Here is a 12,620-nt window from a genome sequence, read left to right on the forward strand (position 1 = left end):
ACCGAGCGGCGGTCTCTGGCACCCGGCGGCACCGTCACGAAGTGGTGCCGCCGGCCGGCTTGTGCCCGAGCAACGCCACCACTCTTTGCATCGAGGCGACGATGTGCGGACTCGCCTCCCGGATCGACTCGGCCACCAGATCACCCTCGCCGTACCGCTCCAGGATCTCCGCCAGGCGCTGCTGCACATGCACCGGCTCACCGTCCGGCGTGGTCGTCATGTCCGCGTAGGTCATTGCGTCTGCGATCAACCCCTCGGTCGGCGGGAACTCGTCTACGAGTTGACCGTGCAGACCCCTGTTGTGTGCCTCGATCTCGGCGCAGGAGTGATGCGCGACCAGCCGGCACAGCAACTCGTCCGCCCCCGCCACGTCGCGCAGGTAGCGGGCGCCGTCGAGCTGGTGCATGCCCGTGTCAACCAGCGTGGGGGAGTAGCCGATGTCGTGCAGCCACGCCGCGCACACCACGGTTGGCGCGTCCGCACCTAACAGGTGCGCCACCGCTTCCGCCTTGCGGCCCACACCTTGGGAGTGCGCCCAGCGGCGGGGGAGAGGCTCGGCCAGCAGTTCACGCGCGAGCATGCGTGCGTCGTCGGCCTCCACATCGGGAGGCTAACCGATCATCGGTGGATCGGCTGACCAGTGCCCTCTACCTGTCGCCCTCCTCCGTGATCACGATGCCCGCACCTGCCGCGTCGGACAGCACCCTGGCCGGTCGTTCCGCCGTCACCGGACGAACATCGCCGAGCCGCACCACCGCAACGCCCTGACGACCCACCGCGTCGTGCAGCACCGGGAAGTCCCGGCCGACATCGAAACCCCCATCCTCCAGCGCCGTCGCCAGACGGTCCGCCGCCCGCTGCGCCACCGCCTGCGCGTCTGCGTCCCCGTCCGTCATCCGTACGCCTGCTTCCTGGTCTCGGTTCGCTCCGAGTCTGTCCACACCGTCACCTTCCGTGAACCACACGGCAGGGACGTCTTGGGACTTCTTGGCTAGGATGGCGTACTCGCCGTCGATCGGAGTCGATGCGTGAACCACCCGCTTGCCCGCGCGCTGAGCGGCGCCGGGATCTCCACCGTCGACGTCGCCTCGCGTCTCGGCGTCGACCCCAAGACCGTGCAACGCTGGATCAGCGGGCGGGTGCCCTACCCTCGCCACCGCACCGCACTCGCTCGCCTCACCGGGTGGTCCGCTCACGACCTGTGGCCCGCGCTTCCCCGCCCCGCCGCACCGTCCGCCGTCGCTGACGAGGTACGGGTCGTCTACCCGCACCGCTCCGCCGTGCCGCCCGACGCGTATCGCCGGATATTGGCCGAAGCCAAGCGAGAGATCGACATCCTCGCCTACAGCGCGCTCTTCCTCGCCGAGGACGCTGCCGTTCCCACCCTCCTGCGGTCAAAGGCTCATTCCGGCGTACGGGTACGCATCGCGCTCGGTGATCCGGCGGGCAAGCACATCGCCGAGCGCGGGATGGAAGAGGGCATCGGGGAGGGTATGAGCGCCCGGATCCGGACGGCGCTGGTGAGCTTCGGGCCGCTCGCGGCGGAGGATGGCGTCGAGCTTCGGCTGCACGACACCGTGCTGTACAACTCGATTTGCCGAGGCGACGACGAGATGCTGGTCAACACCCACGTGTACGGGCGCCCGGCAGCGCACGCCCCAGTGTTGCACCTGCGTGAATTTCAGAGAGAGGGGATGACGGGCACCCATCGCCTGGCTATCGGGCGAGTGTGGGCAAATGCTCAATCAATCAACTGACTGTCTCGCCGTGGTGGGAACGGCGGTCGTGTCGGACCGGAAGACTGAAACCTGGCAAGGTCCCGCTGCACTCGCCTCGCAGCGGTTTCCGCCTTCCCTGTGGTTGTTATTTGGGGCGTTGTGAACCGAATGCCTGCGGCGGCGAGGCGGGGCAGGGGCGGGATTTAGCGGCGCGTCCCGGCCGTCTTGTTGTCGGTCTGAAGATGCGCGTATCGGTGGCGGAGCAGACCCGGCAGGTCACCGATCGCGGCGAGCGTAGGCCCCTGCCAGTCCGGATCGGTGTCGTTCAGTTCGGTGATGCGTAGCGTCGTCAGGCCGGCTGCTGTCGCTCCGGCCAGTTCTTCGTCTGCGCCGTCACCGACGTAGATGCAGTTTGCCGGGTCGGCGCCGAGCCGGTCGGTGGCGGTGAGGTAGATCGCCGAGTCGGGCTTGGCGACTCCGACGTCGCACGAGAAGACAACGACGTCGAATCGTTCGGCCAGTGGGCTCTGCGGCCACGCTTCTGCGGTGTCCGAGGTGGCGTTGCTGATCAACGCCAATCGGTGCCCGTCGGCGCGCAGCGAGTCCAGTGCGTCCAACGTCGCGGCGGGGACGGTTGCCAAAACCCGGCAGGCGAGTGCTCGTCGATGTTCCCCGGCGTGTGCCACTTGCTCGCGGGAGGGGTCCGCGCCGAGGCGTCTACTGAGGATGAGGATCGTCTCCTCGACGGTCCATCGGACCATCCGGTCACGCCAGGTGTCGTGGTAGGCGTTGACCAGCGCGTCCGGGGCCACGTTCACCATGACCGCCATCTCGGCTACGACCCGGTCGCGTTCGTCGTTCGCGCCGTGGATCAGGGTGTGATAGAGGTCGAAGATCACCGGCTGGACCATGGCCGGGATGCTACCGGGGTCGTCCCCGCGGCGGGCTCGGTGTGGCTTGAGGCGGAACGAGCCGGCAACCTTCTGCTGGTAGATCCGCCGGGTTTCTGGGTTCCAAGGGATGCATCAGTGTCCGCCCGGGGCTCGGCGGGCTGGTTGATCTTCCCCGGGTTCCGTGGAGTCGGCATCGACGTGTGGCGGCGGCAGGAAGCGATCGACAACGGCGAACTGCCTGGCGTGACGTCCACCGAGCTGGCCGAGCTGAGCAAGGCCCGCCGGCGGATCGCGGAACTCGAGGCCGAACTGGCGATCCAATCGCCGTGCCGCGGATTTGCTGAGGGAGGCGGTGCCCCCAAAAGCCCGGTACGCGGCCATCAAACCCTGGCCGCTGAAGGGTTCTCCGTCGACCTGTGCTGCCGCGTTTTGGACGTGTCGGTGTCCGGCTACTACGCCTGGCGCAGCCGGCCGCCGCGCGACACACCGACCGCCAGTGACCTGGTCAACCGCCAGTTCGACCGCGAAGCGCGGGATCTGTTGTGGGTCACCGACACCGAACACCCGACCCGCACGCAGGTCGAACCGTCAGCCGGGGTTCGTCCAGCCTCTCTCGCAGCGGCTCCGCGAGCGTATCGACGCGGTCGTCCGTCACGCCTTCTCCTACCCGTGCGATGCGATCCGTTCGACGATGATGCGCTCCCGGGCTCTATGCCGCGTCTCCGGACCGGGCTGCGCCCTCCAGCAGCTCCGTGACCGCGACGACCCCGGCGGGGTCGTTGCTCTGACTGAACAGGGCGAGTGACTGCCGCAACCACTTGTCGGCGTTGGCGTCGGCCGATCGGCGCAAGGCGACGCCGATACGCATGAGCGCGCGGGCCTCTCCCTTGCGATATCCGAGTGCATGCAAAGCTTGGCGCGCCTCATGCAGGTAGCCGAGGCCGACGCCGACGCTACCGATGTTGACGTAAAGCTCGCCTATGCTGCTGGTGATCAGCGCATCGAGCTGGCGCTCATCCGTCTCACCGGCCAGCCGGCGGGCGTGCTGCAGCCGGGTCAGAGCGGCGCCGAACTCACCCATGACGGCGAGGGTTTCGGCCGAGTTGAACAACGCGTGCACGACGAGTGTGGTGTTACCCGCCGCCAACGCGAGGTCTTTCGCTCGTTCAGTCTCGGCGAGCGCATCGGCCAGCCGTCCCTCAGCTTCCAAGGCCCAGCCGATTCCCAGGCGGGCGCCGGCCGCACCGCCGAGGTTGTTCGCCGCCTCGTAGAGTTCGGCCGAACGGCGCATGTGAACCACGCCCTCGGCCAGCTCCTGGATGACCGCGCACGCTCCACCCAGAGCGTGGTGCAGGTGGGCGCGTGTCAGTTCATCCTTGATCTCCTCCGATCGGTCGGCACACGAGCGCCACACGCCCACGGCCGCGGTGGGAAAGCCGGAACGGACGTAGTAGCTGTGCAGGTAATAGATGAGCTCGACGGTCGCCTCAAGGTCGATTTCCAGCGTCGCCGCAGTGACCGAGGCGAGGCTCTCACGCTCGCCCCCGAGGAAGTCGATGGCCTCCCGGACCGTACGGAATTCGCCGAGGTGGTCCTCGGGGAGTGGGACCCGATCCTCGTACGCGTCCCGGTCCGGGCGCAGCACCCGGCTCGCCTTCGCCGCGACTGACAGATACCAGTCCCGCAGCCGGTGCAAGGCCTCGGTTCGCGCGGCCGGGTCGGTGCGGTCCAACGTTTCGGCGGCGAAATGCCGGACCAGGTCGTGCAGGGTGATGTGTTCCGGGCCCGTCTTGGTCACGAAGTTGATCGCCGCCAGCGAGCCGACGATGCGCCGGGCAGCCGGCAGGGGAAGGCCGGTGATCGCGGCGACGAGTTCAAGACGGAATCGGCGTCCCGGGTGGACGGCGAGCAACCGGAAGACCGCTTGCTGCAGCTCCGGCAGCGCTTCGTACGTGCTGCGCAGGACTGAACGCACGCTGCGGGCGTCGCCGTGGAGCAGGAAGCCGTCGAGCCTCAGATCGCTTCCGGACAGTTCGGTGAGTAGATCGCCGGGGGTGAGCAGGGGTTCGGAGAGCAGGCGGGCGGCGAGAATGCGCAGAGCCAGTGGCATACCCCCGCAGAGTGCGCCGAGTTCACGAACCTGCGGGGCGAGCTTGTCCGCTGACCTCGCCGGGGCGTCGACGGTCAGCAGCTCGATGCTCTCTTCGGGGCTCAGCGGCTCCACTGTGACCAGTCGCACGGCGGTGTGCGCGTGCAGCGCCGCGAGCCGGCGGCGGCTCGTCACGATCAGCCGGGATCCGCCGCCGACGGGGATCGACGGCAGGACTTGGTCGATGCCGTCGGCGTTGTCGAGCACGATGAGCACCCGACGGCTGCTGACCAGCGTGCGGAAGAGCGAGACCTGCCGGTCGAGCGAGTGGGGCATCTGCTGGAGGGTGGGCTGCAGGCTTTCGAGGATGTGGCCCAGGACGGCGCTTGGGGCCCGGCGCGTCGTCGTGTCGTCGCCCCGGAGATCGAGGAAGATCTGCCCGTCGGGATACATGTCCCGCGCCTGAGCCGCCCACTGCGCCACGAGCGAGGTCTTTCCCATGCCGGCGGCGCCTGTCACGACCGTCACCTGCCCGGGCTCCGGGTCCCGGTGCAGGAGCGCCATCTCACGGAGATGACCGACGAAGTATCCCAGCGGGGGTGGCATCTCGGCCGGCACGGCCGGGCCTGGCGAGGCGACCGCCACGGGCCGGCCCGGTTGGGCGGTGCCTGCGGAACCCAGCAGCGTCGCGTCGCTGCGCAGGATGCGCTGGTGGAGCTTGCGAAGCTCGGGCCCGGGCTCGATGCCGAGCTCGGCATCGAGGCGCGCACGCTGGTCCTGATAGGCCTGCAGCGCGTCGGTCTGCCGGCCCATCCGATAGAAAGCCGTCATGAGCAGGCCAGTGAGCTGTTCACGGTAGGGGTATTCCGCGACGAGAGCGGCCAGCTCCGGAATCACATGCTCGGCGGGCCCGATGGCGAGCTCCAGCCGGATGCACTCCTGAAGGGTGCTCACCCGCTGCTCGTTGATCTGTGCTGCGTATGTCTCGATCACACGGCTTCGCATGCCCGCGAAGGCCGGCCCACGCCACAGGGCCAGCCCTTGCCGCAGGGCGCCGACGGCGCCTGCGGTGTCGTTCGCCAGCTCCAGCCGCCGACCCTCGGCGACCGACTCGCGGAAGTTCTCCAGGTCGATCTGCCCGGCTCCGGTCTCCAGGCGGTATCCGCTGTGCGCCGTGCGCAAGATGGCGCGGGCGTCGATGACTTGCGCGTTCAGCCAGGCTTGGCGGAGCTGAGAGGCCGCGTTCTGCACCTGACGTGCGGCGGAGTCGGGGGCCTCACCGTCCCAGAGCGCCTCGGTGAGCGTCTCAATCGGAACGGTCGTGTTCGGGCTGAGCAACAGGCGCGCCAGCAGGCGTCCTTGCCGAGGCTTGAGCGCGGGCAACGGTCTTTCTGCACGAATCTCCAGGGGACCCAGTATGCCAAATTCCACCGGCTTTACCTCCGTGTGCAAAATGCATCAGCCTGTGGTGATTTGTAGCTTATCGCGGTATTAAGTCCGACGACTCCCCATCGTAGCTAGTGGACCTTCATCCCGCTGCCCTTCTCGACGGCGCCCCGCGCGAGCCCGTGAACGGCGCAAACCCCGGTGCGATGAAAGTCGGATGAAGAACTGTGGCAGCCTCGCGATCGATCAACGGTCCGGCGTGATGCCCGAGGCCGACGCCGCGAGGACGAGGAGGAAACGATGGAACGTGTCGACGAGCAACTGGAGCAGCTCGACAGCCTGGTCTCAGCCCTGCAGGACCTCGAGATGACAAGTGACGGGCCCGAGGCCCTGTCCGCGATCCAGCACCACGTCACGGGTGGCGAGATCTGATTTCGGCGGGAGGCGGCAGGCGACTGCCGCCTCCCGCATCGTCTTGCCGATCGGGGGAGGACCGGCCGATGTCCTGGCAACGACCGCACCGTCATGCCGAGTTGATCGCACACTACGACGCCGTGGCCGATGCGGCGGCGCTGCGGTACGGACCGGACAGCCAAGGACTGTCGTTCGTGCTGTATGGACAGCTATGCGCGATGCGGACCGCGTTGCTCCAAGACCCGGACTCCGTCGTGCTCGCCGCCCGCATAGCCGCCGTACGCGAAGAGATCCAGCGAACGTACCGCCTCACCACGGCGCCGCGGCATGATTCCGCGCCGGTTCGTACGATCGCTGCCGCACCCAAACTGTACGAGTACGACCGGGCGACGTTCGACCGTCGCTATGCGTCCGTGGTCGAGGCCGTCCAGCCGGAGATCGTGACTGTCGACGGTCCCGACATCGCCCCCCTGCGGGCAGGCGAACCGCACATCTTCGCCATCGACGATGTCGGCGGTCTGCGGGTGTGGAACCGTTCGCAATCCCTGGCCGACCTGATCTTCGGGCGCAACCGAGTCATGATCGGCGGTGTGCCGGTGGTCCATCCCGTGCTCGTTCCCGACCGCCTCCAGGTCGCTGCGGCCGGCGAGATCATCTTTCTGGGGGGACCGAAGGTGCGGGCGGTCGTTGCCAACACCAAGTCCGGCCACTTCCGCCCCGACCCGGACAGCGCGGACGTGATCCGCCAGACCTGTCGAGCTCTCTTCGGGCTCAACGACCGCGACATCGACGTCTTCACCTTCGACCTGACCGTGTGGACGCGCGCCGGTCGTCAGCATCGGCCGTGACAAGGAGGGCGACCATGCAGAACGGTGGGATTCCACGCGTTGTCAGCGGGGTCGAGCACGAATACAAGTGGCTGGTGACGCACCCGACCGTGCCCGGCTTCGACAGCGGCCCGCACGGCATCGTCCGCCGGGTCGGGATGCCCGCCGACTTCTGCCTCGCGCCGCAGGTCACCACCGTCCAGTCGGCTGTCTATCTGGACACGGCCGACGCCCTGCTGGCCGCCGAGGGGATCTCGCTCGCCGTCGTCGTCAACTACGGCCCCAACCGGCACATCCGCTGGCTGGTCATGAAGGAAACGCTGCTCTGGGCCCAGGGCCGCCGCGACGCCCTCGAGATCGCGGATCGGATCGACGGCGTCGCACTCTCCGAGGCCCTCACCACCTGGTCGGCCCAGCCGCTGATCAGACTTGGCCGCCGGTTCGGCGGTCCGCTGTCTCTGCACGCGTTCGGCGCCGCGACGCAGCGCCGGACCCAGGCCCGGGCCGTCTCCGAGTTCGGCACGCTCGGTATGAGCGTCGACGAGACGACGATCCGGGACACACATAACCGAGCGGTCAGCGTGGACCGGTGGCTTGAAGTGGAGACCAACCAGAGCGAGTTGCGCTGCCTGCGCGGCCTGACCGAGTGGGCCGACCTGATCAGCGCGGCACTCGGGTCGTCGCCGTTCGAGGAGTCCAAACCGGAGCGGATCGCCCGCCTCGCCAGGGCCGGCCATGCCGCCTGAGGCGCCGGTCGATGCCGGCGTCCCACCGCGAATGCGCATCTTGTACGTCGCCCGTGGGCTCTCTCTCTTCGGCAATTACCTCCAGTTCACCGCGTTGCCGCTGTGGATCTTGGCAACCACCGGATCGCCGGCCGCCACCGGACTCGGATTCACGGTAGAGGTCCTTCCGGTGGTGCTGCTCGCTCCGATCGTCGGCTACCTCGTCGACCGCTACGATCGGCGCACCGTGCTTGCCGTCGGTGAGGGGCTGTCCGCAGTGGCCACTGCGGCCCTGATCGCGGCGACCAGTTCCCACCTTCTTCCCGCGGTTTACGGGGTCATGTTCGTGCTGCGGGCCTTCGACGCCTTCGCCACCCCGGCCGCGACCGCGATCCTGCGGGCCCAGGTGCCGGCAACCTCCTTGCCACGGGCGATCGGCACGATCGAGGGTCTCTTCGGCTTCGTCGTGACGGTCGGTCCGATCATCGGCACCCTGTTCTCCGCGAGATTCGGCATCCAGGCCCTGCTGGCGATGAATCTCGCCACGTTCGTTGTGAGCAGCGCGCTCACCTCCGTCCTGCTCCCACGCTGTCCGGGTTCGCCAACGGCGAGCCGTGCCATGCTGGCCGTTCCGGAAGCGCTCCGCACGGTCGTGGGCGACCGCGAACTCCGGGCGCCGGCGTTCGGCGAGATCGCGTACTTTCTGTTCTTCGCCGGAATCACGAGCGTCGCCCTGGCCGTCGCCCACCAAGGGGTCGGTAGCGACCTGACCGGTCTCTACACCAGCGGTATCGGGGTCGGCTGGCTGCTCGGTTCGCTCGTTGTCGTCCGCCGTTTCGGCAGCCACACGCGCCCGCTACTGACCGTCGGTTTCGGTGGCTGCGCCGTGGGCGGGCTCGCGATCGCGTTCGTCGTCGGCGCCGACCCCGTCGGCTGTTTCCTTGGCGGCGCTGTCTGCGGCCTGACGAACGTCATGGTGGTGACGACTGTGTCGACCGTCTACGCCAAGCGGGTACCCGTCGACCGGATGGGCCGGGTCGTCGCGGTCCGGCGAGCCTGGATGAACCTTGCCCTGGTGATCTCCAACGTGGCGCTCAGCTCGGCCGCGGCCGCCTGGGGCCTGAGATGGACCGCCGTGGCCGCGGGCCTGCTGACCGCGGCGTGCGGCGTCGGGCTTGTCGGCCGACGGATCAAGTCTCCGGCTCCTGCGGCCCTCGCCGTCGCCGCAGGAGCCGGAGTCCGGGGAGGATAGATGTCCACACTGGTCTTCTGCGGCGGTCTTTCCGGACTGGCCCTGCTCGCCGCCCTTCGCCGGCACCATGCCGCAAACGAGTTCACGGCAGCCGTCTTCGACCCGGCCACCGTCCGTGTGGCACGAACCCAATCGTGGTTGGACGGGACGGAGATTCTCGACGGCACGACCGGTCGGCACCGCAACTTCTCCCGAGCCGTCGCGCTGTTCTGGCCCGGCCCGGACACCGACTTCACCGGACTTCCCGTGGTCGAGGTGCAGGCCGCCGGCGGCGGTACGGAACGCGCGGCGGATCCCCTGCCATGGGCGCTCGCGGCCGGCCTCCCCTCGTTCGACCTGCGCCTGCGCCTCGGCGTGATCGGCGAATGCGGTCACGACGTGGCCGTTGCGCCCGGGGCGGGCCTGCCCGAGGTGGCCGATGCCGCCGCCGGTGTGTTGCTTCCCTGTCTGGACAAGCCCTGCAAGACAGCGTCGGCAACCAGCCGGATAGCTGCGCGGGGACGGCTCCCTCTGCACACGCGCATCGACTGGAACGCGCCGATCGGTCGGATCATCGGCCTGGTCCAGGCGTGTGCGTGGCCCGTGCCGGGCGCATGGACGACGTGGCGCGGCGTCCGCCTTCACATCTCGTCCGCCTCGGTCGGCGAAGATCCGGGCGGCCCTTGTCCGCCGGGTACCGTCCTGGACGCGTCCCCCTCCGGTCTTCTCGTCGCCCACGCCGCCGGCACGGTGCGGTTGAGCGGCCTGCGCGACGTGATCGGCTCGATCGGGCCGGGGACGATCGAGCCCGGCGATGTTCTCGGTGTCGGCGCCGAGGACGTCAGCCGACTTGAGCGGCGTGTGCGCGACCTTGAGTGCGTCGTGATGCGACTCGCGGAGGGCGTGGACTTCCTCTGACGGACGTTCGCGCTCACCAGCCGCGGGCGTGCCACTCCGCGAGCGACGGCCGTTCGGCTCCCAGCGTGGTGCCGCGCCCATGCCCGGGATAGACACGGGTCTGATCCGGCAGACGGTCGAAAACCTTGGTGCTGACGTCGGTGAACAGCGAGGCGAACAGGTCAGGGTCACCGAAGGTGTTGCCGATACCACCGGGGAACAGGGAGTCGCCGGTGAAAAGGTGCGACCCTTCCCGCGAATCCTGGTAGAGCAGAGCGACCGAGCCTGGCGTGTGGCCGGTGAGCCGGATCACCTCCACCGACGAGTCGCCCCAGGCGATGATGTCACCGTCCTCAAGACGCTTCTGCGTAGGGACCTCGATCGCGTCGGCGTCGGGTGCCCCGGCATACGTCGTCGCGCCGGTCGCCGAGACGACCTCGGCCAAGCCGTATCTCCAGTGATCCCAGTGCTGGTGAGAGGTGACGACGGCGTCCAGCCGACCGCCGCACACATCGAGCAGGCGGGCTGGCTCGTTGGCCGCGTCAACCATCAGTTGGGCACCCGTTGCCCTGCACCGCAGCACATAGCAGTTGTTGTCGCCGCGCCCGACGGACACCTTGGTGATCGTCAATCCGTGCAGTTCCCTCACGTCGGGCACCGCGCCAACAGGTTCGCTCATTCAGCCAGCATAGTGAGCGTTTCAACCTGGCTTCGGGCTGCCGGATCCGGGGCCGTCGACCTGCACCGGGAATCGGCATCCCGGCCACGTGTTCGCTCAGGAACCGCCCCCCGGCAGTTCCGGCCGCATCGCGAGAACCCGTTCGGCGGCACTGTCCAATGTCGCCGTCACCCATTGCTCGACGTCCACGCCCGCATAGTCGGCCGCCTCGTGCCAACGATCAAACCGTTCGCCAGGCAGAGCCAGGCGGCGAACGCCAGCCACCTCCTCCTCGGGCTCGGCAGGCGTCGTCGTGCCCAGTCCGCGGGCCGTCCGTACGGCCTCTCGCAGCCGACGGATCGACCAGCGTTCCGCCAGTGCGCGCTGCAGCCACCGCTCCCGGTCGTCGACATCGAGCGCGGCGATCTCGGCATGGTGCTGGAAGCTCAGTCCCTGCCGACGCTGACATGCCGGGTAGCGGCCGGCGACCCATGCGTAGTTGCGCAGCGTCTGATATTGCAGATTGCATGCCTGAATCGCCCGCTCGTACCGGTCGCTGTAGTGGCGCTTGCCGTAGATCAGCCAGTCACCGAGCCACCAGGCAGAGGAGCTCAGCAGTCCGGCCAGTTGACGACCGGTGCGTTCCCACTGGTCGTACGAGAAGTCTCTGGGGAAATCGAGCGCGACCTTGGTGGTCATCACCCGGGGGACGGCGGCCTGCCGGCCGGCGACGGCCGGCAACTGTGTTGAGCCACCCCTGCTCCCTGCGGCGAAACTCATGCGTGGCTCCCCTCGCGACGCTCGTGTTCGGCGCGTTGCCTGCATCAACGACCACTATGACGATCACCGGTATCGCTCTTTCACTCGTTCGTCCTCGGCTACGATCGACAGCGTGCGGGAAAGCGGCGAACACCGGCTGTGCGTCGGTGGAATCTCCCATTGGGTGCGCATCGCAGGTGCCGGCAAATCCGAATTCCCCCTGGTCATCGTCCATGGTGGACCGGGCACCAGCGCTCACTCGCTGGAGGAGATCGGCGACCGGTTGGCCGAGTCGGTGACCGTGGTTCTCTACGACCAGCGCGGCTGTGGGCGCTCGGAGATACCCGGCGATCCCGCGACGTATACCTTCGCTCAGCTCGTCGACGACCTCGAAGATTTGCGTGCCGCGCTCGGCTACGGCCGGATCAGCCTGCTCGGCCACTCGTTCGGCGCCGTCCTCGCAGCCGAATACACCGTGACGCATCCTGGCCGTGTGCGGTCCCTGGTGATGTCCGGCCCGCCGGTGGTCGGACCGCTGCACCCCGGACCGCTCGCACTGCGCGCCGCCGCAGTCGACGCCTACGCGACACCGGCCACCCGCAAGGCGCTGCGCGAGGCGGCAATCGCGGCGAGCGACCGCATCGATGGCCTCCGGCGCACCGGCACCGCACTGCGGGCGGACGAGGCGACGATGAATCGCACCCTTTACCACCGTGCCATTCCCGAGCCGGACACCGTCCGGCCGCGACCGTCCGCGCCGGTCAACCAGGAAATGGCATGGCGGCTCATCGCCGCCATCCGCCCCGGACTGGTCGACGACCTCGCCGACGTCGACCCGCCGACGCTGGTCACCGTGGGGCTCTGGGACGTTGCTGTCGGCGTCGACGGGCCGCGTGACCTGTCCGTCCGCCTCCCCCGGGGGACGCTGCGCCTGTTCCTGGAGAGCGCGCACAGCCCGCATCTGGAGGAGCCTGCGGAGTTCTCGCTCGCGATCAGAAGGTTCTTGCTCTCCGCGTGAGCTCC

Annotated in this window: 14 protein-coding genes; 8 read left to right on the forward strand and 6 right to left on the reverse strand. The window is 68.5% G+C overall.

All coding sequences use genetic code 11. The features are described from left to right. Window positions 1-34: 34 nt before the first annotated feature. Both IEY73_RS01410 and IEY73_RS01415 read right to left on the reverse strand, forming a co-directional pair. Entirely contained in the window at window positions 35-601 is a 567-nt protein-coding gene (locus tag IEY73_RS01410) for an HD domain-containing protein (RefSeq protein WP_229715337.1), read from the reverse strand. Window positions 602-647: 46 nt separating this feature from the next. Next, the gene (locus IEY73_RS01415; RefSeq protein WP_189077167.1) at window positions 648-896 is read right to left on the reverse strand and encodes a hypothetical protein; all 249 of its coding nucleotides are present in this window, start codon (window positions 894-896) and stop codon (window positions 648-650) included. A 132-nt stretch (window positions 897-1,028) separates the two neighbouring features. Between IEY73_RS01415 and IEY73_RS01420 the strand changes: the two genes are divergently transcribed. Continuing rightward, a complete protein-coding gene (locus tag IEY73_RS01420; RefSeq protein ID WP_189077168.1) occupies window positions 1,029-1,757 on the forward strand; it encodes an XRE family transcriptional regulator in 729 nt (242 codons plus the stop codon). Window positions 1,758-1,921: 164 nt separating this feature from the next. On the opposite strand, the gene IEY73_RS01425 is transcribed toward IEY73_RS01420, so the two are convergent. Continuing rightward, window positions 1,922-2,629, reverse strand: coding sequence for an HAD family hydrolase (locus tag IEY73_RS01425; protein WP_189077169.1), 708 nt, complete (start codon window positions 2,627-2,629; stop codon window positions 1,922-1,924). A gap of 117 nt (window positions 2,630-2,746) precedes the next feature. Here IEY73_RS01425 and IEY73_RS01430 point away from each other — a divergent pair, with 117 nt between their 5' ends. Then, a complete protein-coding gene (locus IEY73_RS01430; RefSeq protein WP_189077170.1) occupies window positions 2,747-3,367 on the forward strand; it encodes a hypothetical protein in 621 nt (206 codons plus the stop codon). Here the strand turns inward: IEY73_RS01430 and IEY73_RS01435 are convergent. Beyond that, a complete protein-coding gene (locus IEY73_RS01435; RefSeq protein WP_189077171.1) occupies window positions 3,321-6,083 on the reverse strand; it encodes an AfsR/SARP family transcriptional regulator in 2,763 nt (920 codons plus the stop codon). The two genes, IEY73_RS01430 and IEY73_RS01435, sit on opposite strands and share 47 nt — an antisense overlap. A gap of 303 nt (window positions 6,084-6,386) precedes the next feature. Between IEY73_RS01435 and IEY73_RS34035 the strand changes: the two genes are divergently transcribed. The 5 genes from IEY73_RS34035 to IEY73_RS01455 all read left to right on the forward strand — a co-directional run bounded on the left by IEY73_RS34035 (window position 6,387) and on the right by IEY73_RS01455 (window position 10,201). Continuing rightward, window positions 6,387-6,518, forward strand: a complete 132-nt coding sequence (locus tag IEY73_RS34035; RefSeq protein ID WP_268240396.1) for a hypothetical protein — start codon at window positions 6,387-6,389, stop codon at window positions 6,516-6,518. Between the two features lie 68 nt (window positions 6,519-6,586). Beyond that, window positions 6,587-7,348 carry a hypothetical protein gene (locus IEY73_RS01440; protein WP_189077172.1) on the forward strand — a complete coding sequence of 254 codons (762 nt, stop codon included), beginning with the start codon at window positions 6,587-6,589 and terminating at the stop codon, window positions 7,346-7,348. A gap of 14 nt (window positions 7,349-7,362) precedes the next feature. After that, window positions 7,363-8,073 (forward strand): hypothetical protein, encoded by a 711-nt coding sequence (locus tag IEY73_RS01445; RefSeq protein ID WP_189077173.1) that lies wholly within the window; start codon window positions 7,363-7,365, stop codon window positions 8,071-8,073. A 31-nt stretch (window positions 8,074-8,104) separates the two neighbouring features. Continuing rightward, the gene (locus IEY73_RS01450; RefSeq protein WP_189077174.1) at window positions 8,105-9,304 is read left to right on the forward strand and encodes an MFS transporter; all 1,200 of its coding nucleotides are present in this window, start codon (window positions 8,105-8,107) and stop codon (window positions 9,302-9,304) included. Further along, window positions 9,305-10,201 (forward strand): DNA-3-methyladenine glycosylase, encoded by an 897-nt coding sequence (locus tag IEY73_RS01455; RefSeq protein WP_189077175.1) that lies wholly within the window; start codon window positions 9,305-9,307, stop codon window positions 10,199-10,201. A 13-nt stretch (window positions 10,202-10,214) separates the two neighbouring features. Here IEY73_RS01455 and IEY73_RS01460 read toward each other — a convergent pair whose 3' ends face one another. Next, the gene (locus tag IEY73_RS01460) at window positions 10,215-10,859 is read right to left on the reverse strand and encodes an MBL fold metallo-hydrolase (protein WP_189077176.1); all 645 of its coding nucleotides are present in this window, start codon (window positions 10,857-10,859) and stop codon (window positions 10,215-10,217) included. A gap of 96 nt (window positions 10,860-10,955) precedes the next feature. After that, a complete protein-coding gene (locus tag IEY73_RS01465) occupies window positions 10,956-11,579 on the reverse strand; it encodes an LmbU family transcriptional regulator (protein ID WP_229715339.1) in 624 nt (207 codons plus the stop codon). 151 nt (window positions 11,580-11,730) lie between these two features. Here IEY73_RS01465 and IEY73_RS01470 point away from each other — a divergent pair, with 151 nt between their 5' ends. Continuing rightward, window positions 11,731-12,615, forward strand: a complete 885-nt coding sequence (locus IEY73_RS01470) for an alpha/beta fold hydrolase (RefSeq protein ID WP_189077178.1) — start codon at window positions 11,731-11,733, stop codon at window positions 12,613-12,615. Window positions 12,616-12,620: the final 5 nt, after the last annotated feature.

This window comes from Mangrovihabitans endophyticus (genome assembly GCF_014646155.1).
GTDB classification, from domain to species: Bacteria; Actinomycetota; Actinomycetes; order Mycobacteriales; family Micromonosporaceae; genus Actinoplanes; species Actinoplanes endophyticus.